The sequence below is a fragment of the Streptomyces sp. NBC_00466 genome (genome assembly GCF_041433995.1).
Classification (GTDB): domain Bacteria; phylum Actinomycetota; class Actinomycetes; order Streptomycetales; family Streptomycetaceae; genus Streptomyces.
Map to the genome: position 1 here is coordinate 7,185,429 of NZ_CP107896.1, position 22,607 is coordinate 7,208,035.

18 protein-coding genes are annotated in these 22,607 nt (G+C 69.2%); 7 read left to right on the plus strand and 11 right to left on the minus strand.

Going from position 1 to position 22,607, the window contains the following annotated elements; genetic code table 11:
• Window positions 1-4 precede the first annotated feature (4 nt).
• Window positions 5-283 (minus strand): metal-sensitive transcriptional regulator, encoded by a 279-nt coding sequence (locus OG210_RS32165; protein ID WP_328335268.1) that lies wholly within the window; start codon window positions 281-283, stop codon window positions 5-7.
• A gap of 91 nt (window positions 284-374) precedes the next feature.
• Between OG210_RS32165 and OG210_RS32170 the strand changes: the two genes are divergently transcribed.
• The gene (locus OG210_RS32170) at window positions 375-941 is read left to right on the plus strand and encodes a rhodanese-like domain-containing protein (protein ID WP_328323110.1); all 567 of its coding nucleotides are present in this window, start codon (window positions 375-377) and stop codon (window positions 939-941) included.
• Window positions 942-1,108: 167 nt separating this feature from the next.
• Here the strand turns inward: OG210_RS32170 and OG210_RS32175 are convergent, their stop codons facing one another.
• The 4 genes from OG210_RS32175 to OG210_RS32190 form a co-directional block, all read right to left on the minus strand.
• A complete protein-coding gene (locus OG210_RS32175) occupies window positions 1,109-2,494 on the minus strand; it encodes a sugar porter family MFS transporter (RefSeq protein ID WP_328323108.1) in 1,386 nt (461 codons plus the stop codon).
• 130 nt (window positions 2,495-2,624) lie between these two features.
• Window positions 2,625-3,629 (minus strand): PfkB family carbohydrate kinase, encoded by a 1,005-nt coding sequence (locus OG210_RS32180; protein WP_328323106.1) that lies wholly within the window; start codon window positions 3,627-3,629, stop codon window positions 2,625-2,627.
• The gene (locus OG210_RS32185; RefSeq protein WP_328323104.1) at window positions 3,626-5,002 is read right to left on the minus strand and encodes an FGGY family carbohydrate kinase; all 1,377 of its coding nucleotides are present in this window, start codon (window positions 5,000-5,002) and stop codon (window positions 3,626-3,628) included. Before OG210_RS32185 ends, OG210_RS32180 begins: the two co-directional genes overlap by 4 nt.
• Before the next feature lie 31 nt (window positions 5,003-5,033).
• The gene (locus OG210_RS32190; RefSeq protein ID WP_328323103.1) at window positions 5,034-6,431 is read right to left on the minus strand and encodes an FAD-binding oxidoreductase; all 1,398 of its coding nucleotides are present in this window, start codon (window positions 6,429-6,431) and stop codon (window positions 5,034-5,036) included.
• A gap of 156 nt (window positions 6,432-6,587) precedes the next feature.
• Here OG210_RS32190 and OG210_RS32195 point away from each other — a divergent pair, with 156 nt between their 5' ends.
• Together OG210_RS32195 and OG210_RS32200 are read left to right on the plus strand one after the other, a co-directional pair.
• The gene (locus OG210_RS32195; protein ID WP_328323102.1) at window positions 6,588-7,436 is read left to right on the plus strand and encodes a hypothetical protein; all 849 of its coding nucleotides are present in this window, start codon (window positions 6,588-6,590) and stop codon (window positions 7,434-7,436) included.
• A 95-nt stretch (window positions 7,437-7,531) separates the two neighbouring features.
• The gene (locus OG210_RS32200; protein WP_328323101.1) at window positions 7,532-8,491 is read left to right on the plus strand and encodes a YhfZ family protein; all 960 of its coding nucleotides are present in this window, start codon (window positions 7,532-7,534) and stop codon (window positions 8,489-8,491) included.
• A 66-nt stretch (window positions 8,492-8,557) separates the two neighbouring features.
• Here the strand turns inward: OG210_RS32200 and OG210_RS32205 are convergent, their stop codons facing one another.
• The gene (locus OG210_RS32205) at window positions 8,558-9,958 is read right to left on the minus strand and encodes a hypothetical protein (protein ID WP_328323099.1); all 1,401 of its coding nucleotides are present in this window, start codon (window positions 9,956-9,958) and stop codon (window positions 8,558-8,560) included.
• A 500-nt stretch (window positions 9,959-10,458) separates the two neighbouring features.
• Here OG210_RS32205 and OG210_RS32210 point away from each other — a divergent pair, with 500 nt between their 5' ends.
• On the plus strand, window positions 10,459-12,075 hold the full coding sequence (locus OG210_RS32210; RefSeq protein ID WP_371540045.1) for a N,N-dimethylformamidase beta subunit family domain-containing protein: 1,617 nt from the start codon (window positions 10,459-10,461) through the stop codon (window positions 12,073-12,075).
• Between the two features lie 187 nt (window positions 12,076-12,262).
• Window positions 12,263-14,359, plus strand: coding sequence for a SpoIIE family protein phosphatase (locus OG210_RS32215; RefSeq protein WP_371540046.1), 2,097 nt, complete (start codon window positions 12,263-12,265; stop codon window positions 14,357-14,359).
• 60 nt (window positions 14,360-14,419) lie between these two features.
• On the opposite strand, the gene OG210_RS32220 is transcribed toward OG210_RS32215, so the two are convergent.
• The 4 genes from OG210_RS32220 to OG210_RS32235 all read right to left on the minus strand — a co-directional run bounded on the left by OG210_RS32220 (window position 14,420) and on the right by OG210_RS32235 (window position 18,293).
• Window positions 14,420-15,403: an aliphatic sulfonate ABC transporter substrate-binding protein gene (locus tag OG210_RS32220; RefSeq protein ID WP_371540048.1), complete on the minus strand. Its 984-nt coding sequence runs from the start codon at window positions 15,401-15,403 to the stop codon at window positions 14,420-14,422.
• Window positions 15,404-15,491: 88 nt separating this feature from the next.
• Window positions 15,492-16,271, minus strand: coding sequence for an ABC transporter ATP-binding protein (locus OG210_RS32225; protein WP_328323091.1), 780 nt, complete (start codon window positions 16,269-16,271; stop codon window positions 15,492-15,494).
• Window positions 16,268-17,080, minus strand: coding sequence for an ABC transporter permease (locus OG210_RS32230; RefSeq protein WP_328323089.1), 813 nt, complete (start codon window positions 17,078-17,080; stop codon window positions 16,268-16,270). The genes OG210_RS32225 and OG210_RS32230 overlap by 4 nt, the downstream gene beginning before the upstream one ends.
• 19 nt (window positions 17,081-17,099) lie before the next feature.
• Window positions 17,100-18,293 carry an ROK family protein gene (locus OG210_RS32235; RefSeq protein ID WP_371540051.1) on the minus strand — a complete coding sequence of 398 codons (1,194 nt, stop codon included), beginning with the start codon at window positions 18,291-18,293 and terminating at the stop codon, window positions 17,100-17,102.
• A gap of 405 nt (window positions 18,294-18,698) precedes the next feature.
• On the opposite strand from OG210_RS32235, the gene OG210_RS32240 reads away from it, so the two are divergent.
• Together OG210_RS32240 and OG210_RS32245 are read left to right on the plus strand one after the other, a co-directional pair.
• The gene (locus OG210_RS32240) at window positions 18,699-20,249 is read left to right on the plus strand and encodes a sulfatase-like hydrolase/transferase (RefSeq protein ID WP_328335266.1); all 1,551 of its coding nucleotides are present in this window, start codon (window positions 18,699-18,701) and stop codon (window positions 20,247-20,249) included.
• Window positions 20,249-21,601: a family 43 glycosylhydrolase gene (locus OG210_RS32245; RefSeq protein ID WP_328323085.1), complete on the plus strand. Its 1,353-nt coding sequence runs from the start codon at window positions 20,249-20,251 to the stop codon at window positions 21,599-21,601. The genes OG210_RS32240 and OG210_RS32245 overlap by 1 nt, the downstream gene beginning before the upstream one ends.
• 297 nt (window positions 21,602-21,898) lie before the next feature.
• On the opposite strand, the gene OG210_RS32250 is transcribed toward OG210_RS32245, so the two are convergent.
• Window positions 21,899-22,516 (minus strand): transglycosylase SLT domain-containing protein, encoded by a 618-nt coding sequence (locus tag OG210_RS32250; RefSeq protein WP_371540053.1) that lies wholly within the window; start codon window positions 22,514-22,516, stop codon window positions 21,899-21,901.
• Window positions 22,517-22,607: the final 91 nt, after the last annotated feature.

Sequence of the window (22,607 nt, forward strand, 5' to 3'; positions counted from 1 at the left end):
CCCGTCAGGCCAGGGACAGGAACAGCTTCTCCAGCCGGGCCCGCATCTGGTCCCGATCGCCGGCCGCCTGCCCGCCGTCGGCCATGCAGTGCTGCAGCCCGGTCGCGATGATCGCGAACCCAGCCCGGTCCAACGCGCGGGAGACCGCCGCGAACTGCGTGATCACATCCTCACAGTCCCGGCCCTCCTCGATCATCTTGATGATCCCCGCGATCTGCCCCTGCGCCCGCCGCAGCCGGTTCAGCACCGACTTCAGCTCATCGGCCGCCATCTCGAGCTCCACCATCCACCTCCACTGAATGAATACCCCTACGGGTATTATACCGGGGTGTGAACACCCGCCCCCGGAACACCGCGAAAGGACCACCCCGCACATGAGCACCCCCACCGCACTCATCCCCGCCCAGGCCGCCGCCCGCCTGCAGGACTACACCGTCATCGACGTACGCACCCCCGGCGAATACGCGGTCGGCCACCTCCCCGGTGCTCACAACATCCCCCTCGACCACCTCCACACCGCCCTGCCCGCCCTGAGGGCAGCGGCCACCCGCAGCAACCTCCTCATGGTCTGCGCCTCCGGCAACCGCTCCACCACCGCCTGCACCGAACTCGCCGCAGCCGGCATCCCCGCCACCACCCTCACCGGCGGCACCACCGCCTGGGCCGGCGAGGGCCACACCCTCCACCGCCCCGAAAACGCACAGGCACCCTGGCCCATGGAACGCCAGGTCCGCCTCGCCGCGGGATCCCTCGTCGTCCTCGGCCTCGCCGCCGGCACCCGCTGGCGTCCCGCGCGCTGGCTGTCCGCCGCCATCGGCACCGGCCTGGTGTTCTCCGCCGTCAGCAACACCTGCGGTATGGCCGCCGCCCTCGCCAAACTTCCCCACAACCAGCCCCGCCCCACTGACGTCGAGGCCACCCTGCGAGCCCTGCAGGGCTGATATGCCTGTCGGCAATCAAGCCCCGGGCGGCCGTCGCCGAAGGTCGGAGGGCTTCTCCGGCCTGGACCTCGTCGCGCGTGCTTCGTCCTTCAGCACGCCGAGCGGGATGGCAGGCGCATCGCCCGCCTGTCCGGGCATGAGCACGGAGGCGAGTCGGTCCGACGGCGTCAGACGCGCGTAGCCGCACGGTCGTCCCCCGCCGGACGCAGGTTCCCGTGGAGCTCCCTCTCGATCTCCTCCAGGCTTCTGCTCTTGGTCTCGGGTACAAGAGTGAGAGTGAAGAGCAGTGCGAGCAGGGAGATGCCGGAAAAGATGAAGAAGGTGCTGGAGGACCCGATGCCCTCGACGAGCATCGGGAAGAACTGGGAGACCAGGTAGTTGCCACCCCAGAGGGCGAAGGTGGCGATGGAGGCGGCCACCCCGCGGATGTGCGTCGGGAAGATTTCGGAAATGATCACATAGGTGATGGTGCCGAAGGAGACCGCGAAGAACGCCACATACCCGAGGATCAGTGCCAGCAGCAGAGGTGCGCTGGGGTGGCTGCTGCGGAACAGCAGGCCGATGCAGGCCAGCAGGACGGTCATTGCGGTCGCCCCGGTCAGAAGGAGCGTGCGGCGCCCGATCCGGTCGATGAGCCACATCGACACGAGTGTGGCGGCCACGAGCGTCACGCCGATCAGGACGGTGCTCGACATGGCGTCGTTCGTCTCCAGGCCTGCCGACTTGAACACCTCAGGGGCGTAATAGAAGATCGCGTTGATTCCGGTGATCTGTTGGAACAACGCGACTCCGAAGCCGATGACGAGCGTCTTGCGGAAGCGTGACGCGAGCACGTCGCTGACGCCGGCCCGGCTGCCCTCGGTCGCCATCGCGGCCTCGATTCCGGCGAGTTCGGCTTCGGCGTCCGCCGGGGTGGGGCTGATCCGCCGAAGTACCTTCAGGCCCTCGGCCGTCCGGCCCTGGCGTATCAGCCAGCGGGGGCTCTCCGGTACGAGGAAGAGCAGGCCGAAGAAGACAGTGGCCGGGATGATGCCGATGACGAATATGTAGCGCCAGCCTTGTTCGATGTTCCACGCGTCGGTGGAGGCGCGCGCGATGACTGCGCTCACCGAGAACACCACAAGATTTCCCACAGTGTTGAAGAGCTGGTTGAAGGAGACGAGCCGTCCCCGAAGATGCGCCGGTGCCACCTCGGCGATATACAGCGGCGCGATCGTGGTCTCCGTACCGACGCCGATACCGACGAGAATGCGAGCGGCCACGAGCAGTCCGGCGTTGGGTGCGAGCCCCTCGCCGAGCGCCCCCACGAGGAAGACGACGGCGGTACCCAGCATGACCTTCTTGCGGCCGACGGCATCGCTGAGACGGCCCGCCACGACCACACCGATGATGCAGCCCACGATGATGCTCGACGTCACCCACCCGAGACCGCCGGCGCTGAGGCCGAAGCGGTCCTGGATGAATCCGGCCGTGCCGGATATCGCGCCGTTGTCGAAACCGAACAGAAAGCCACCGACGGCAGTGACGCAGGTGATAACGATGACACTTCTCATGTGACCGGCGGAGGGCCGGGTAGCGCTTTCCAACAGAACCTCCGTGGTTAATGGCCAGAACGGCGTTGTTCTGGGCCGGTTCCCGGTGTCCGGCGGGGCCCCGCCCTGGGGGAGCTCTGCCGACGTCGGATCAGCCGCGGGCGTCTTCCGGCCGGGGGACCGGTGGCCGGGCGGACCGAAGTGCGGATTCGCGTACGGTCACCCGGGGCACGAGCGCGGCGGGTGAGTGACTTGCGGCCAAGCCGGCCGTGATGTTTGCGGCGTTTGACGCACCACATGCCGCAGCCGTACGGAGATGAGCCGCCCAGCCGGCCTGCGGCGTGCCGAGCAGACTCCGCACGAGACCCGCACAGAAGGCGTCACCGGACCCGACCGCACTGCGCACAGGGACCTCGGGCGCCAGCACCTCGTACGCGGCCTCGGCGGTGAACGCACGGGCGGGACGGCCGCCGTCCGTGATGATGACGCAGCGAATGCCTGCGTCCAGCCAGTCCAGGGCCCGGGCGGCCGGATCGCCGGTGCCGAGGGACGACAGCTCCTCACGGTTGACCTTGACGACATCGGGCAGAGCCGCGGCGCCCAGGGCGAGGGCCTCGCCGTGTGCGTCCAGCACCGACAGGATCCCCCTGTTCCGCGCTCGGGCGATCCAACGTGCGTACTGGTCGGCGGGAACGCCGGGCGGGAGACTGCCCGTGCACACGAGTGCCTCGCTCTTGGCCATATGGCCGGCGAACAAGCCTTCCAGAGCTTCGAGTTCGGGACGCTCCACGTGCGGGCCACTCGCGTTGTAGACGGTCGCTCCAGCAGGGTCCGACAGGTCGACGAGCACCTCGCAGACCCGGGTGGCACCCGAGGTCGTGACCAGAGAGGTGGCCAGATGCTCGGCGGCGAGAAGGTCCTCGAAGAGCCGGCCGGTGGGGCCGCCGGAGAAGCCGAGGAGCAGGGGCTCGGGCACCGGCTCGGAGGTCTCCGGCCGGCCGGCCGCCAGCTGGGTCAGGACCCGGGCCACGTTGACGCCCTTGCCGCCCGCGAGCGTCTCGCTGCGCGTCAGGCGGTGGACAGAGCCGGGCCGGTGACTATGCACGGCCAGGAGCCGTTCGATGGCGCTGTTGAGCGAGGTAATGGCGATGCTCACGATGTCTCCTTGCCGTCGACGCGCGGGCCGCCGGGTGATGTCAGGGCGTCCCTGGCGATGGCCGCCGCGCCGGAGGCGACGGGCTCGGCCAGCGGGCTGATGTGCAGTGGAAGGTCCCAGCGCGCACGCCGGTGCGCGGCCATCTCGGGCCGTCTGAAGAGGGAACCCATCAGGGCGACCTGGCCGGGCTGCCTCTCCGCCAGTTCACACATCTCGCCGATGGTGGTGCGCGCCAGGTCGGATAGGTGATCGAGGGTGCCTCTCACGACCTCCGCAGGCCGCGCCCCGGCCGGTACGCCGGCCAGTGTCAGCAGCCCCTCGGCTCCGTCGGCCGCCTCTCCGGTGGACCCGACTGTCACGTGCAGCGACGGCAGGCGGCTGGAGGCAGTGGTGGCGAGACCGGAGAACAGCCTGTCGAAGTCGCCGTCGTGGAAGAGCTCGGCCAGCAGCTGAACGACCTTGCCCGAGGGAATCGGGCAGCCGAGCAGAAAGCCGTCGTCGTTCCACGCGCGCTCGTGGTCGAGGCCGAGTTCGTACGAGCGCGTCCGCGGGGCGAACGTACCGGTGGCGACCATGAGGTACTCGGACGTACCGATGGAGTCGAATACCTCCGCGCCGCTCATGGAGTGCACTTGACGGGCGGCGACGACCTGGTCGTGGCCGCCGATGACGACCCGGGCGCCGGGGGCAACGGCCACCCCCGGCAGGGCTGCGGACAACATTTCTCCCGCATCCGCACCGGTGGGCAGCGCGGGCGCGAAATGTCCTGGCGTGAGCCCGAGCCGCTCCATCACCGGTGCATGGGGAGCCAGCGTGGCCAGTTCGAAGCACTGGCTGTGAGTGATCTGGCTGGTCGCAGAGACCCATTCACCTGTCATCCGATGGGTGGCGAACGTGCAGAAGTCCACCCAGCGGGTCGTCGACCGCCACAGCTGCGGCTCCTGGACCCGCAGATGGGCCGTGCGCTCCGGAGTCTGGTCGGGCCGGTGGCGCAGCCCGGAGACCTGGAACTGCTCGAAGGAGTCGAGCAGTTCGGCCGTCTCGGTCGCGAGTGCACACATCGGGCGCCGCTCCCACCAGGCCAGCGACGGGTAGAGCATCCGGCCGGCGCTGTCAACGGCGACGGACTCTTCCTGCCCGAAGGACGCCACGGCGGCTCCGCCCAGCGACCCGTGCGGCGCGGCCGTCGTCCTCGCGTACTCGCCGATCAACTCCGCAGTAGCACGCCAGATTGCCTCGGCGTCGTGGAACGCAAGCTTGTCGACATCGAGCGTGGGCGTGCGGATGCGGCCCGCAGGGAGAGGCGTGCCGTCCTGGTCGACGCCCGCCACCTTGATGTGGGTGGTGCCGATGTCGATGCCGAGAAACCACATGGGTCGGGTGCCTTTCCTCGGAGCGGGGGAATCAGAGTCCGAGCTTGCCGGGGTTGAGTACGCCGTTCGGATCGAGGGCGTTCTTCAAGCGGCGCAGCAGCAGGTGCGAAGAGCCGAGGGAGCGCCTGGTGTAAGGCGACCTGGCCAGGCCGCCACCGTGGTGATGGGAGAGCTCGGCGCCGTGTTCGAGGGCCACCCGCATCGCGGTGGACCACACCTGTTCCAGCCGGCTTACGGCTTCTTCGTCGTTCTCGGCTTTGCCGCGCAGGATCAGATAGAGGGAGGTGCCTTGGGTGTAGACGTGCGAGAAGTGGGCGAGGACTTCGTCCGCCAGCGGCGCGAGCGCCTCGGTGAGTGCGTGGTAGAGGGGGAGGATGCCGGTCCAGGTGTGAGCTACCTCCACGGTTTCCGCGTATCCGCCGTCCTCGGCGAGCAGATTTTCCACGCCGGAGAAGTCGAAGCGCCTGGCCATCCACTTCTCTGTGCCGCCGGGCCCGGTGGGCGTACCGCCGTGTTCGGCGACGATCGAGTTGAGAGCGTCGAGCTCGGCTCGGGCGACAGCTTCGAGCCCCTGGGCGCCCGCGAACATCACAGGGCAGTCAGCTGTGTCGTCCTGGAGCGCGTGCCGGGCCTCGGCCGTGTCGTACAGCCGCAGCACGAAGGGCCGCAGCCCGGCCGCGGCCTGGGCCCGCATCACGGCCACACCTGCTTCGACCGACGGCAGCCGGTACGTCTCCAGGAGCCGGACGGGCGGCACCGGGAAGATCTTCAGCGTGACGGACGTGATGACGCCGAGCGTGCCCTCGGAGCCGAGGAACAGCTGGCGCAGGTCCGGCCCCATCGCGGCGCGGGGCGCTGCGGAGAGCGTCAGCGTCTCGCCGGTCGCGAGAATCACGGTGTAGCCGACGACGAGGTCCTCGATGCCTCCGTAGTACGAGGAGAACTGGCCGGTGGCGAGAGTGGCGAGCCAGCCGCCGACGCTTGAACGGTGCAGCGACTGCGGTGAGTGGCCCAACGTCCAGCCCCGCTCCTGCAGTTCCGCTTCCAGCTGCCCGCCGTTGTAGCCGGCGGATGCCTCGACGGTGAGGTTCTCGGTGTTCACGGTGTACCTGGCCGGCAGGGCGGAGACGTCCAGCACGATGCCACCTCGCACCGGAAGCGGCTGGCCGGTCACGGACGAAGCGAGCGCGCGGACGGTGACGGGGACATCGTGGTCCGCTGCCACAGCGAGCACCGCGCGTATGCCGGCCTCCGAGTCGACCGTGACCACGACATCGGCGCGATGGGTGTGCCGGCCGATCTTGTCGAGCTTGGCGGAGAGCGGCCATGAGTCATGGCTGGAGGCGGAGAGGGACACCTCATCGGTATGGACCGCATCCGGGCCGAGATCGTGGGACAGGGCGGTAAGCACGGCGGAGAGGTCTGTCATGGGTGCTCCAGATCTTGCTGGTTCCGGGGGAGGAGCGGCTTGCGCCGTGTGGGCGCCGGCCGGAGCCGGTGCGCCGGGCGGCTCGATTGACAGCCGCTAGGTGAGATCCTAAGGTCACAATGCAATTCTCTGCAAGCTGCATATTGGAGCGATTTCATGGACGCGCGAACCGGTAAGAAGATCCGCCTCGGGCGACTGGTCAGGCCCGCAAGCGGGAGGGCGGTCGTGGTCGCCGCCTCCCACGGGGTGACGAGCGGGCCGCCCGCCGGACTGCGCAGCACAGCGGAGATCCGGTCGGTCTTCACCAAGCTGACTACGGCCGACGGCATCATGGTGACGCCCGGAATGGTCCCTCTCCTGGAAGACACGTTCACCGGGCGCGACAAGCCGGGGCTGATCCTCCATCTGGACTGGAAGAACCACGCCCGGGGCATCTACACCCCCGGGGCCGAAGGCCGTGGGGAGGGGGTGCTCGCCCAGCTCGCCGACCTGGAGGCGGTCGCCGCCGCCGGTGTTGACGCCGTCATGACGTACCTCTACCTGGGGCAGCGCGACACGCGGCTCGAGCGTGCCGAGGTGGAACGCAACGCCCGCATCGCCCGCGACTGCGAGCGCTTCGGACTCGGCCTGATCATTGAGCCGCGCTCCGCTCTGGAGGGCGTCGACCCGGATGCCCTCAGTGCCGAGGTCATGAGCATGTACTGCCGGATCTCCGCCGATATCGGTGCCGACCTCGTGAAGGCGCTGTGGCCCGGCTCCGCGGAAGCCTTCGCCGAGGTGACCGAGAGCTGCTACGCGCCCATCCTGCTGGCCGGCGGTAAGGGCGGCGACGACCCGCTCGACACGCTCGCGCTGGCGCATGACGCCGTCACCGCGGGCGGTGGCGGAGTGATGTTCGGCCGACGGGTATTCCGGGCAGAGCGGCCCGAACGCGTGTTGTCGGCCCTGCACGCGGTCGTCCATGATGGTGACTCGGTCGAACGTGCCAGGACATTCCTGGCCTGAACACGTGTCAGCCCGTTGACGCGCCGATCAGCCGCAGCACAGCATGTCCTCACATCCGCCACACAGTCCGAAAGCGCCGCGTGACCATGGCAGCCTTGAGTTCCACCACCCGAGTCGGCCCAGCCCCGAGGGAGGTCATCGCCCGGGACGTGCTCCGTGCGGGGGTCGGGGGGCGGCTGCCGACGACCGTCCACTACCAGGAGTCGCTGGGTGTCGGCTCCGGTACGGTCCAGAAGGCGCTGAAGGACCTCAGGAATGAGGGGGCGATGTCCCTGGTCGCCCGGGGCCACCAGGGGACCTACATCACCGAACTCGACGCGGCCCTGCTGTGGTCGGCGGCGCGACTCAGCCCAGTACACCTGCTGCTTCCGCCGAACGCCCCGCCGGAGTCGATGCGCGTCGCCACGGCGGTGGCGGAGCGCTTCGCCCCGGTGGGCGCGTACACGACGGCCGGTCACCTGCGCGGCGCGGAAGCCCGGTTGCGGGCGGTCGAGGCCAACAGGGCGGACATCGCCCTCATGTCCGCCGGAGCCGCCAGAGACCTGCTGACCGCGGGAGCCGGCCACCGCACGCTCACCCTGGGGAGCGGCACCTACTACGCGCCGGGAAGCCTCGTCGTCGTAACCCGCACCCCCGGGCCCGGGCGTGTCGCAGAGGGGGCGGAACTCCGCATCGGCATCGACCTGGATTCCGACGACCACCAACGGCTCACCCATGCCGAGTTCCCGGAGGGCGCGGGCCGCTATGTGCCGACCGACTTCACGTCCGTGCCGCGGGCGGTCCTGCTCGGCCGGATCGACGTGGGCATCTGGCACACCGTCGACTCGCTGATTCCCCTCGACGCGGCAGGCTTGACCGTCGCCCCCCTCACGCGCCCCGACGCGGTGGAACTCGCCCGGGCCCTCTCCGCCGCGGTCCTGGTGGCAACCCGGGACAACATCCCGGGCGTCCTGCTCTCCCGCGCCACGGAGGAGGGCCGCGACCTCCTCACCGCGCCGCCCGCCCCACTCCAGGCAGTCCTTCCCGGCGACGACCCCCTGCGGCTGCGGGTGTGAGGGACAGATCGCCGGTGCGGAAGCGACGCGACCATCAGGAACTGAATCGGCGAACTGACTCTTTGCTTACCATGTCGAGCCGTGGCCACCGCCGTTGTGGCCCAGGGCGAGGATGGCGGTCGTCAGGATCAGCCAACGGACCAGCGGACCGCCGCGGGGGATCAGAGCCGCTGTGCTCCAGACTATCGCCGTGTACCAGGGCATCGACCAAGGTGCCACCAGGATCCACGCGAATGCCAGCGCGAAGGGTACTGAGACGGTCAGCGGGGCCTCCGGGGGGATCCTGCGGTGAATCAGCCAGGCGAGGGCGAACATCAGAAGGGGCCAGCTGACGCTGATGACGGTGCTGGTCGTGGCTTGGCCGACAGTTGCCTGGCCCAACTGCTGGAGGGGAGCCCAGAGGGTGGGGGCGGAGACCATGTGGGAGGCCGCCGAGAGCGGGGCGAGCGCATGGACCCCGTAGAAGCCGTAGCCGCAGAGCAGGACGAGCAGGCAGGCGGCGCTCTGCCGGGCGATCCGGCCCCAGGCGTGTGCGCGCAGCAGTGGCCAGAGCAGCGCCAGCCCCAGCAGGGCTGCGCTGATCTTGATGCTGCAGGCCAGGCCAATGAGCAGTCCGATGAGCAAGTCGGTGCGTGGGCGGGCGGGTTGAGCGGTCAGGGCGACGGCGCAGACCGCGAGTGCGGCGACGGAGGTATCCAGGTGCCCGCCCGCGACCAGTTCCACGATCAGGACGGGATTGGCGACCCAGATCAGGCCGGCCTTGACCGGATCGGGAGCCGTTTTCAGCAGGACGTATCCCGCAGCCAGGAACGCCGCACCGTTGGCGAGCATCAGCAGCCAGATGGTCAACCACGGTCTGTGCCCACCGATCTGGGCCGCCGTGGTCTGCAGCCAGGTTGCGACCGGTCCGTACACGGAAGGGCTGTGGAGCCAGGCGGTGCCGACCCAGTGTGCGTATGCTCCGCCGAGTTGAGCGGGTGTGGTCGTGTAGGGGTCACCGCCGAGGGCGGCGATCCGGCCGTATGCGGCGTAACTGGCCGAATCGGAGGAGCCGACCGGTGTCAGATTGACGACTACCGCCACTGCCAGGGCGCCGAGGCCGAACAGCTTTCGTGGACTGGGGTTCCAGCCGCGTCGGTGGGCTCCGAGCATGCCGACCAGCCCGAGGGACGACAGAGTGATGGAGGCGACGGTGGCCAGGGTCGCGGCAAGGCCTGGCATGGGGGCGAGCAGCGGGAACGGCAGAGGCAGCCTGAGCGTGTTGTTGTTGGGCGCGCCGGCACCTACGAGGATCACGAGGACTATGCCGGTCACCGATACGGAGACCGCGACCCCCGGGCGGGTGAGCAGGCCGTCCTGGAGCCGGCGGCGTGAGGCAGTCGCCGGCCCGGGCCCACCATCGTGAGCTGTGAGCAACCCCGGCATATCCGCGGCATCGCTCTGCCGCGTACCGACCGTCACTCTCATCGAACGGCTGCTCCGCATCCCTCCCGCAGTCCGAGAGGCGGCCACTGTCTGCTCATCGGTTGTCACGCTCGTTCTCTCATGTACGTGGACGGCATCAGAAGCGGGGCGAGTCCGGTGGCCTTCGGCGCCGGGTCGTGCGCACTGTCCCCTGCCACGTGCCTGTCGACTACAAGATCGGGATGGCCCGGCCCCCTTGCGATGCAAGCTACTACACGCATGTAGACAACAGGGAAACACGACGCAATGATCGAACTGTGCGGCAGTGCTCCTGCCCTCTCCGGGACGGCAATGAACCATCGGCCACCATGATCTGCAGCCTTCCTCGTCGCTGTCGCTGTCGCTGTGCTCTTCGAACGCCTGGTCACCGGCGCCACCCTGTTGCTGCGCCGATCGGCGTACAGCCGGCCGCCGTGCTGCCCGCAGATGGACGCTCTGCGTTCGTGGGGTCATTCGTGCCGGTCCACGATGGTCCCGACGCACACGGCGGGCAGGGAGTATCGATGGACGAGGGCAGGGAGCGCGACGGCCACCGCCAGGACGGCGGAGCGGACGGCACCCGGACATGCCTGGACCGCAGACATTTCCTCGGCGCCGCCGCAGCGGGTGCCACCGGCCTCGCGACGGCGCTGGTGGCCGGATGCGACTCGTCGGGCCAGCACGCCGGTGCCTCGCCCCGCCCCAACGCTTCCAGCTCCGCAGGTGAAGCCCGGGCCGCAGCCGACGCGGAGCGGGCCAGGCCCGGCAGCCCCGACTGGCGGATCCGATCCCAGGGCCCGTCCGAGGCGGTCCAGGGCTACACCGACAAGGTCAGCGTGGTGCCGGGCGAGGAGTTCGGGCTGCACGTCTCCAGCACCGCACCCGGCTTCCGGGTCTCGGCCTACCGGGTCGGCTGGTACGGCGGGGCGCAGGCCCGGCTGGTCTGGAGATCGGACCGGGTGGCCGGAGAGCACCAGCCGCCACCGCGGCTGGTCTCCGGCACCCGCAGCGTACGGGCTGACTGGCGGCGCACCCTGGGCGTCCGCACCGAAGGCTGGCCCGCTGGTGCGTATCTGCTCAGACTCGACGCGGAGAACGGACACCAGCGATACGTCCCACTGGTCGTCCGCTCGGAGAGCGCCTCGGGCACGACCCTGCTGATGCACGCGCCCGCGACCTGGCAGGCGTACAACGCATGGGGCGGGTACAGCCTCTACCAGGGCGAGGACGGCGCCTACACCACACGCTCGCTGGCCGTCGGCTTCGACCGGCCGTACGACCTGAACGGCGCCGAGAAGTTCATGGTCTACGAGCGGGCGGCGGTGGTCCTCGCGGAGCGGCTCGGTATCCCGCTCGCCTACACCACGGGACTGGACATCCACTCCGCCCCGTCCGTGCTGCACGGGGCCACGACGGCCGTCTCGCTCGGCCACGACGAGTACTGGACCGCGGAACAGAGGCGGCACGTGACCCGGGCGCGCGACGCGGGCACCAATCTGGTCTTCCTGGGCGCCAACACCTGTTTCCGCCGGGTCAGAGTGGAGCCCGGGCCGTCCGGCACCGCCCGCACCGTGGTCTGTTACAAGACGGCCTACCAGGACGACCCCGATTTCGCGAACCACCACGGCCTGCCGACCCAGGACTTCCGCCAGCCACCCGCCGCGGACCCGGAGTCCTCGCTGACCGGCGTCTTCTACGAGGGGTATCCCACGGACGCGCCGTATGTCGTCCACAGCGCGGACCACTGGCTCTTCGAGGGGACCGGGGTGAAGAAGGGCGACTCCTTCAAACACCTGGTGGGTGTGGAGTACGACCGGGTCACCCCGGGCGCGCCCACCCCCGCGCCCCTGGAGATCCTGGCCCACTCCCCACTCGACTGCAAGGGCCGGAGCAGCCACTCGGACTCGGCCTACTACACCGTGCCGAGCGGCGCCGGTGTCTTCGCCTCCGGGACGATGCGGTGGGTCGAGGGCCTGACTGCCGGGACCCGGGACGGCGGCCGTGACCACGGTATGGACGCCCGGACGAGGGCCTTCGTCACCCGTACCACCGAGAACCTCCTGCGGGGCTTCGCCACCGGGCCGGCGGCGAAGGCACGGCCGGTTCCGAGGGACAACGTACGGAGGGTGTACGCGACCTGACCGACGCCGCCCCGTACCGGTGGCCGGTATCGGCTCGTCGCTCGGTGGCTCCAGGTCATGGGCACCGCCCCCCGCCCTGCGGGAGCATCTCCCTGATCGTGCTCCATCCAGCTCGGAGGCGCAGCATAGAAGGAAAGGCCCTCGCGGGCGTAGCTGTCGGGGCTGCATCAGGAGGGAGCTGTCAGGCATGGGTGCCGACAAGCCGCCACCGGGTGAGGAGTGGGAGCGCCGGTTCGACGGGCCGTCGCCGCCGGGCGGACTGCTCGATCTGCTCAGTGTGGCCGCGGTCGTCCTGGACCCCAAGGGGCGGATCGTGTTCTGGAGCCCCCAGGCGGATGAGGTGTTCGGCTACACCGCGAAGGAGGCCCTGGGGCAGGACGCGCCCCGGCTGCTGGTCCGCGAGGAGCACCGCGACCTGGTGACCAAGCTGTTCGCCGAGGTGATGGCGACCGGCGCCGGCTGGGCCGGCGCCTTCCCGATCAGGCACAAGGACGGCAGCACACGCCTGGTGGAGTTCCGCAACATGCGGCTGATGGACGACCTCGGCGATGTCTACGCCCTGGGCATCGCCGCCGACCAGAGCACACTGCAGCGGGTGGAGACCGATCTGGCGCTGTCCCAGCGCCTCGTCTCCCAGGCCCCCATCGGCATCGCACTCCTGGACAACGATCTGCGCTACATCATGGTCAACGGCGCCCTGGAACGGATCAACGGCCTGAGCGCGGCCGACCACATCGGCCGCCATCCCCACGACATCCTGCCGTTCCTCGACGTCGACACCATCGAATCCGCGCTCCGGCAGGTCCTGATCACGGGCACGCCCGTGATCGACCAGTACGCCGTCGGCCGCACCCCGGCAGACCCGGATCACGATCACGCCTGGTCGGCCTCCTACTACCGGCTTGAGGGCCCCAGCGGGCGGGTGACCGGGGTGGCGCTCTCAGTCGTCGACGTCAGCGAACGCCACCGGGCCACCGCCGAGGCGGACCGGGCCCGGCGCCGCCTGACACTGATCGCCGACGCCTCCGCCCGCGTCGGCACCACCCTGGAGGTCGAGAAGACCGCCCAGGAACTGGCGGACGTCGCCGTCCCCGAACTCGCCGACGTGGCCGCGGTCGACGTCCTCGACGCCGTGCTGGCCTTCCGCCGCACCGCGGGCTCCCACGAGGGCACGGAGCTGTTCCGCGCCCTCGCCGTAGCAGCCGCCTATCCCACCGAAGCCACCACCGCCGCGGACAAGGTCGGTGACCTGGCGGCCTACGGCCCCGACCGTCTGATCACCCAGTGCGTCCACACCGGCCGGCCCGTCATCGTCGCCCGTACCGATCGGGACGATCTGCTGCGCATCGCCCGCGACCCCGACGCCGCAGCACGGTTCGTGCGGGCGGGGGTGCACTCCTACCTGGCAGTGCCGTTGATCGCGCACAACGAGGTCCTCGGCGCCTTCGACCTGCTGCGTGCCCGCAACCCGCTGCCCTTCGACGAGGACGACGTGATCCTCGCCGGGGAACTCGCCGCCCGAGCCGCCGTGGCCATCGACAACGCGCGCTGGCACCAGAGCATCCGCAACACCGCCATCACCCTCCAGCGCAGCCTCCTGCCGGGCCGCCCGCCCGAGCTCGCGGGCTTGGAGGTCGCCTCGCTCTACCAGCCGGCCGAGGCATCCAGCGAGGTCGGAGGAGACTGGTACGACGTCATCCCCCTCACCGGCGACAAAACCGCCCTGGTGGTCGGGGACGTCATGGGCAACGGCATCGCAGCAGCCGCCGCCATGGGACGCCTGCGCACCGCCACCTGCGCCTTCGCCGACCTCGACCTGGCACCCGACGAAGTCCTCCAGCACCTCGACAAGATCACCCGCGGTCTTGAGCACTACATTGCCACCTGTATCTACGCCGTCTACGACCCGCACACCCACCAGTGCCACATAGCGAACGCCGGCCACCTCCCGCCTGCTCTCGTCCATCCCGGGCAACCGCCCGAACTGCTCGACCTGCCCACCGGCGCTCCCCTCGGTGTCGGCGGCATTCCCTTCGACACCACCACGTTCGACCTGGATCCCAGCGACCGGCTGCACCTTTATACCGACGGCCTCGTCGAAACCCGCCAACACTCCATCGACGAGCGCCTGGACACCCTGCTCCGCGCCCTCGACCAACCACGCTGGGCCCTTCAGGACACCTGCCGATGGCTCCTGCACGCCCTGCGGCATCCCGACGACCACGACGACGTAGCCCTCCTCATCGCCGAAGCCACGACATACTCCCCAGCGCACGCTGCCTGAACGCGGCGGTCCTGGGAGACGGGTGTGCCCCGCGCGGGGAGACCGATTCGTGGTCGAGGACTACTTGCCGTAGCTCTGCCCGTAGAGATCGCCCTCGTAGTAGTCACTGGGGTCCGGGTTGTCATCCAGCTGCTTGTTGCGGACGAAGAACTCGCCCAGCTTCTTCAGCCACTGGTTCACCTCGCCGCTCTTGGTCTTCGCGGCCAGGTCCGCGGTGGAGAGGGTCTCCACATGAGAGGCGTCGGACTTGGCCTGGGCTACGGTGACCTGGAGCATCCTGGCGGCGAGTGCGACGGACTCTTCCGGGTGTTGCTTGCGCCAGTCGTTGGCTTGCTGCAGCACCTTGATCACCTTGCTGTTCTTCGCCTCGGGCACCTTGGTACCGGCGACGAACGCGGTGGGGAAGGCGTCCCCGGTGTCCTTGGTACTCGCTATCTCTTCGAGGCCCGGAACCTTCTTCTTGATGGTGTCGATGGCGGGGTAGAAGAAGCCGGCGCCGTCGATCTTCCCCGAGGAGAAGGCGGAGACGATGGTGGACGGGTCCATGTTGACCTTGTCGATGTCCTTCGCGGTCATCCCGGCCTTCGCCAGGGCGATGTTGAGGACCATGTCGCCGGAGGTGCCCTCGGGTACGCCGACCCGCTTGCCCTTGAGGTCCTTCATGGACTTCAAGCCGGGCTGCCCGATGACCCGGTCCGCGTGCGTGAGGGTGTCGATGGCGATGACCTTGGCCTTGCCGGAGGCCGGCAGCCACATCGCGCCGGGACCGATGTATCCGTAGTCGAGGTCGCCGGCGCTGAGCGCCTGGACCTGCACGGGACCGTTGTTGAACGACTTCACGTGTGCGGTCAGGCCCGCCTTCTTCCACAGCCCCTGCTTGTCGGCGATCGCCAGCAGGCTGGCCCCGTTGTAGTCGCCGATGTAGCCGAACCGAACCGTGCTGTTGTCCTCGGAAGCGCTGTCGGAGCAGGCGCTGAGCGACAGCGAGAGCATGAACGCGAGGGGCAGTGCCGTGACGGCGTGCCTGATCGGCTTTCTGGGCATGCGGAAACTTCCTCTCGGGGCGGTGCGCGGGTCGATTCTGCGAAGTTCCTGCAACGAGGGCTCGGGGCGAGGGCCCTGGGATGACGAATCAGGCCGCCAGGGGCGGGGCTTCCTGGTGGTACACGGCAGTCCACACCCTGTTGCGGATGTGCAGGAACTCGGGCGAGAGCCGGATTTCCTCGGTACGGGGATAGGGCAGATCCACGTCGATGACGCGATGGATGCGGCCGGGCCTGGCGGCCATGACGACGACCCGGCTGGCGAGGTAGACGGCTTCGTCCACGTCATGGGTGATGAACAGCACGGTGCGCTTCTCCTGGCTCCAGGTTTCCAGCAGCTGGTCCTGCAGCTGCACCCGGGTCAGGGCGTCGAGCGCCCCGAACGGCTCGTCCATCAGCAGCACTTGGGGATCGACCGCGTAGGCACGGGCGATGGCGCAGCGCTGTTTCATTCCTCCGGAGAGGGTCTTGGGCAGGGCCTCGGCGAACTCGTTCAGACCGACGAGGCTGATGGCCTGCTCGGTGCGCCGGTGCCGCTCGGCGGCGGGCACCGAGGCGATCTTGAGCCCGAACTCCACGTTCTGCCGCACGGTCAGCCAGGGGAAGAGGGCGTACTGCTGGAAGATCACCCCCCGGTCGGGGCCGGGTCCTGACACTGGTGTGCCGTCGACCAGGACACTGCCCGAGTCGGGCTCCTGCAGCCCTGCGGCCATGCTCAACAGGGTGGACTTGCCGCAGCCGGACGGGCCCACGACCGTGACGAACTCCTGGTCCGCGATGTCCAGGCTCACTCCGCCGAGCGCGGTGAAGGACGCGCCCTTCAGCGGGAAGGTCTTCACCACGTCACGGAAGGTGATCTTGCTGTTCATCGTCGCTCCTGCCAGCCGGTGAGGCGTCGCTCGGCCAGCAGCAGCAGCCGGTCCATGACGAGCCCGAGTACGCCGATCGTGATCAGGGACACGAAGACCGCGTCCATGTCGAACCAGGTGGACGCCTTCTGCATCCGGTAGCCCAAACCCTCCTGAGCGCCGATGAGTTCGGCGGCGACCACGGTGGCCCAGGACGCGCCGAGGCCGATCCGCATGCCGACCAGGATGAACGGGGTGGAGGCAGGGACGACCACCTTGGCGAAGATGGTGCGGTCCGATGCGCCGAGCACCCGGGCCGCGTTGATGAGTGTCCTGTCGACGTCGATGACGCCCTGGAAGGAGGAGAGGACGCAGGACATGAACGAGGCCAGGAAGATCACGGCGATCTTCGGCACCTCGCCGATCCCCAGCAGTACGACCGCCAGCGGAATGAGCGCGAGCGGCGGGATGGTGCGGAAGAACTGGATGTACGGCTCGATCAGGGCGCGCGCGGTGGGGTACCAGCCCATGAGGAAGCCGATCGGGATGGCCACAGCCACGCCGAGGGCGTAGCCGAGGAAGACCCGGCGCAGGCTGGCGAACGTGTCGGATGCCAGAGTGCCGTCGGAGATCATGGTGCCGGCCTTCTCGGCCACCCCCGTCGGCGCGGGCAGGTTCTCGACCAGGCCCAGGGCGGCCACGACCGCCCAGACGGCGATGCCTGCCGCCACTGCGACGACGTTGAGGAGCAGGGTTCGGTGCCGGGAACGGCGCGGTCGCCGCTGCCGCCCTTCGGCGGCGGATTTCTCGACCGGAGCGATCACAGCCATGGGTTCCTCGCTGGTGGCTTCACGCGTTCTCCTCGGGGACGGGCTGCGGGTAGTGGGAGAGCAGGGGGGATTCATGAAGAACGAGGGCGATGCCGCCCAGCGCGCTGCCCGCGTCGCCGAGCGTCGCGCGCCGTACGTCCACGTGTGGGCGGGCCATCGGCATCAGGTGCTGCCGCAGGGCCCGTTCGACCGGTTCGAGCAGCGCGGGGCCGGCTTCCGCCAGCTCGCCGCCGACGACGATGACACCCGGGCCGACGGCATGGCAGACCGCGGCCAGCACCCAGCCGACGTCGTTGCCGACGCGCTCCAGCACCTCCAGGGCGGACGGTTCGCCGGCAGCGGCGGCGTCGAGGAACCCAGCGAGGCCATCGGCCAGGCCGCCGCCTTCGCGGTAGCGGTGCAGCACCGCGTCGAGCGAGGCACGGGTCTCCAGACAGCCGGTCCCGCCGCAGTCGCACGGTCTGCCGGCCGGGTCCACGGTGATGTGCCCGAGCTCACCGGACAGGCCGTGGCGGCCGCGGTGCAGCGCGCCGCCCACGACCAGTCCGCCACCGACGCCGTGTGACAACCGCAGATAGAGCACGTCGCTGCTGTCCGCCGCCGCACCCCACACCGCCTCGGCGAGCGCCGCGAGCCGGGTGTTGTTGTCCAGGAGCACAGGCACACCGAACTGCTTGCGCAGGAGGTCCGGCAGGCCGTCGATGCCCTGCGCACGGGCGTTTCCGCTGCCGGGGTCGGTGATCGGTCCGACTACGCCGACGCCGATCGCGCTGAGTGCGTCGAGCTGGACGGTGGCCGACGTGGCGAGAAGACGTCCGGCGATATCGATCCGCTCGGGCCAGGACAGGTCTGCGGCATGCGCCTCGCTCGCCGAACCGACGACCTCATGGGCGAAGTTGACGGCCGCGACGTGCACGGAGCGGCGCGCGAAGTCGATGCCGACCGCCTCGCCGGCTGCCGGATTGAGGCTGAGCTTCTCGACCGGCCGACCGCGCTTGCGTACCTCGACGTGGGGTGTGCCGGTGACCACGGAGCCATTGCCCACCAGCCCGGCGAGGATGTCGTGGAGCGTGGTGCGGGACAGCCCGCTGCGGTCGCCCAACTCGGCGCGGCTCAGTGGGCCGTGCCTGCGGAGCAGACCGAGAACCGCTTGCTCATGGCTGCGGCGGAGGCGCGTCAGCGGACCGTCGTGTTCGTGCATGCAGGACAGCATGTGAGTGCCGGGTATTTTCGTCAATAACTCGAAACAAATTGTTCATGTGAACGCTCCGTGTCAACAGCCCCTGCAGCGGGCCGGCTCCGGCCTGCCGAATGTACGGTGCAGTCGTACCCGGCACCCCGCCCGCCGGCCCTTCAGTAACGCGGAACGGTGGATGCGTACCTTGGCGGGGCGCCTCCGTACTATTTGCGTCCACCCTCTTGACTTAAATCATCGCCGGGCCGGAACATGCGTCGCACGGCACCGTCGAGCACGCACCGGAAGCCGCATCGGCCACCCCGAAGCGGCATCTGCCGAGGCGTCATGGCGGCGTGCCCGAAATGCCGACGTCCGATGCGTCCGTCCGTCCCGGCCGATTGCGAGGCCCACCGACCCGAAAGGCCCTCCGTGCGCCGCAACATGCTCTTCCTGATGACCGACCAACACCGGGTGGACACCCTGGGCGCGTACGGCAATCCGCACACGCACACCCCGAACCTCGACCGGCTCGCGGACGAGGGAACGCGGTTCGACAGCTTCTACACCCCTACCGCGATCTGCACCCCGGCGCGCGCCAGCCTGCTCACCGGGGCGGCTCCGTTCCGGCACAAGCTGCTGGCCAACTACGAACGCAACGTCGGCTATCTGGAGGATCTCTCCGACGGACAGTTCACCTTCTCCGAGCAACTGCGCTCCGAGGGCTACAACCTCGGCCTGCTCGGCAAGTGGCACGGCGGCGTACGGCGCACCGCCGCCGACTACGGCTTCGAGGGCCCTGACCTGGCCGGCTGGCACAACCCGGTGGACCACCCCGACTACCTCGCGTACCTGGCGGAGAACGGCCTGCCCCCGTACCGCATCACGGATCCGGTGCGGGGCACCACGCCCAACGGCAGCCCCGGGAACCTCCTTGCCGCCCGCCTCCACCAGCCGGTCGAAGCCACCTTCGAGTACTACCTCGCCACGCGCGCCATCGAGATGCTCCACCGCTTCGCCGCGCAGGAGGACCACGGTGACGGCGCGCCGTTCTTCCTGGCCACTCACTTCTTCGGCCCGCATCTGCCGTACATCCTCCCGGACGCGTACTACGACATGTACGACCCCGGGCTGGTCGAACTGCCCGCCTCCGTGAGTGAGACCTTCGCGGCGAAACCGACCGTCCAGCAGAACTACAGCAAGCTGTGGGCCTTCGACACCATGACGCTGGAGGAGTCGCGGAAGCTGATCGCCGTCTACTGGGGCTACGTCACACTCGTCGACGAGCAGATCGGACGCATCCTCGACGCCATGCGCGAACTGGGGCTCGACGACCGGACGGCGGTCTTCTTCACCGCCGACCACGGCGAGTTCACCGGCGCCCACCGGCTGCACGACAAGGGGCCGGCCATGTACGAGGACATCTACCGCATCCCCGGGCTGCTGAAGGTCCCGGGCGCCCCGCAGGGCCAGGTGCGCGAGGAGTTCGTCTCCCTCACCGACTGCACCGCCACCATCCTCGACCTGGCGGGCAGCGCGACGGAGCCGGCGGTGGACAGCCGCAGCCTGCTGCCCCTCGTCCGCGGTGAGCACCCACGGTGGGACGAGCACCATCTCGCCGAATTCCATGGTCACCACTTCCCGTACCCGCAGCGGATGTTGCGCACCAGAAGCCACAAGCTGGTGGTCAACCCCGAGTCACGCAACGAGCTGTACGACCTCGATGCCGATCCCGACGAGCTGCACAACCGCTACGACCACCCCGAACTGCGCAGCATACGTACGGAACTGATGCGGCGTCTGTACGACCTGCTCCGCGAGCGCGGCGACAATTTCTACCACTGGATGACGCCGATGTACGACGTGGAGACGGACTACGACACCACGCTCTCCGCCTTCGAATCCGACGGGCACGAAGCGCACTCCGGGCCGGACGGCCATGAACCGCACGCAGACAGCACGCCGCAGCCCTTGACGACGAAGGAGACAGCCTGATGAAGAGATCCGAGAACGGAATGCACATCGGCCGACGGTCCATGCTGGCCGGCATAGCCGGATCCATGGGAGTGGCCGCGCTGCCCACGGCCACTGCCGAGGCGCTGCCCACGGGTGCCGCCGAGGCGCTGCCCGCGCACACGCAGGCGCACCCGACGACTCACTCCCCGTCGAACTGGCCCGATCCCAAGCCGTACGGACTCGCGGATGCCCGTCAGGACTTGTGGCCGCGCGAGGACAACTCCTTTGTCCTTCCCCTCGAACTACGCCCCAGAGACAAGGAGTTGGGCCGCGTCTGGATGCGCGACACCTATGTCAACTGCTTCGTCGTCGACGGCCGCCCGCTCTACGTCGCCACCGGCACCACCCGGGTGCCCGGCCTCGCAGTGGCCGGCCCCTGGAACGACGGCATCTTCGTGTGGACGGCACGGTCCCTGCACGGCCCCTGGCGACTGGCCGACACCAGCGGCATCCGGCCCGGCGCCGAGCGCGGAAAGGTGTGGTCACCCGAGTTCGTCGGGGAGAACCGCCCCGGCCGCACGGTCGTCGCGCCGTGGCAGGAGTACTGGTACGACGACCAGTTCGGCAAGCGCGGTGAGGCGTGGGCGCCCGAACTGCACTACTTCCGCGGCAAGTGGTACATCGTCGCGTGCATGGGCGACCACTCCCAGAAGGTCGGCTCATTCCTGCTGGTGAGTGATGGCGGGGTCGCGGGCCCGTACCGCCTCGCCGAAGGCAACCTCGAAAAGCCCTTCGGTGACTCGTTCATCGGCGGACCCTCGTTCATCAAGCCCGGCGCGTACTACCACATCGACGGCGGCCTCTTCTCGGAAGGAGCCGACGCGTGGCTGGTGCTGCACAACAACCTCTACGCCAAGTTCCGCGACGACATGGAGGACATCGTCCCGACGACGGACCTCCCGGCCTTCCAGCAGAAGCCGTACACACCAGAGCCGTACCTTGAGGGCGCGTACGTCTTCAAGTACGCCCGCAAGTACTACCTGGTGCAGTCCGCGTGGGACCGTACCTCGATCGATGCCTACGGCAGCCCCCGCTACAGCTACGAGGGGGCGGGCACCGGCCGGACGCAGTACCAGTACGACGCGGTCGTCGCCGTCGCCGACCGATTCGAAGGACCGTACTCGGAGCGCTGGACCGCGGGCGTGGGCGCCGGACACAACAACTTCTTCACGGACCGCGACGGAGACCTGTGGGCGACCTTCTTCCGCAACCCGGCCGTCGGCTACTGGGCCGATCCGTCCCGCACAGGTGATGCCGCGGTGGCCGGCGTCGTACGCCTGGAGTGGACCGGCCCGGAGGGCAACCGTCTCTACGTACGGCGCCAGAGCTAGGACTTGGCCGGCCGGTCAGGTGCGGAGTCGGATCGAGTGCGCGCGGCATCGACGCCGTCGAGTACGAGGATGCGCACAACGACCGGCGGGCGAGGGGCCTTTCCCCGCGTCCACAGGGCACGGCGGCGGTCGGAGCCGGCGGCTACGAGCGTGTCGGGGCAGAAAGAGGCGAGGGCTGGGACGGGTTCACTCGTGAACCTGTTCCAGCCCTCGCCAGGACCTGAGTCCTGCTGCTCCCGGGGGAGTCAGCCGTCCCACGGACCCAGGTGGTCGTGGGGTTTGTGGTCAATTCCGCTATTAGTAGGCGGAGTTGACGTTGTCCATCGAGCCGTATCGGTCGGCGGCGTAGTTGGCCGCGGCGACGATGTTGGCGACGGGGTCGGTGAGGCTGTTCTTGGTGCCCTTGACGTGGTAGGTGTCGAAGGTGGGCTGGATGACCTGGAGGAGTCCCTTGGAGGGGATGCCGTTCTGGGCGTTGATGTCCCAGTTGTTCTGGGCGTGGGGGTTGCCGCTGGACTCGCGCATGATGTTGCGGTGCAGGCCTTCGTAGCTGCCGGGTATGTGCTTGGCCTTCATGATGGCGAGCGACTCGCGGATCCAGCCGTCGAGGTTGTTGCTGTACTTGCTGCTCTTGACGATCGCGGTGACGGCGTCGTCGTGCTTGCCCTTGGGGGTCTTCTTCGCCGCGGTGTGCTGGGCGGCCTTCGCGGCGTGCGCGGCCTTCTCGGCGTGGGCGGCCTGCTTGGCGACCTGGGTGGTGGTGACGGCGGCGGCGGACACGGCCGTGGGGGCGGGCTCGGCGGCGTGTGCGGAGTGGGGGACCAGGGTCAGTGCGATGGCGGCGGCGCCGGCGCCGGCGATGCCGGCGACGGAGGTCTTGCGGAAGGTGTGGGTGCGGCGGGTGGTGGCAGTCATGGTTGTACCTCTCCAGGTGGGGACGTCGCGTGGGGAGGCCGACTGGGGGGTCGGCGACACGGGTGAGGCGCTGGGGCCTTGGTGCGTGTCG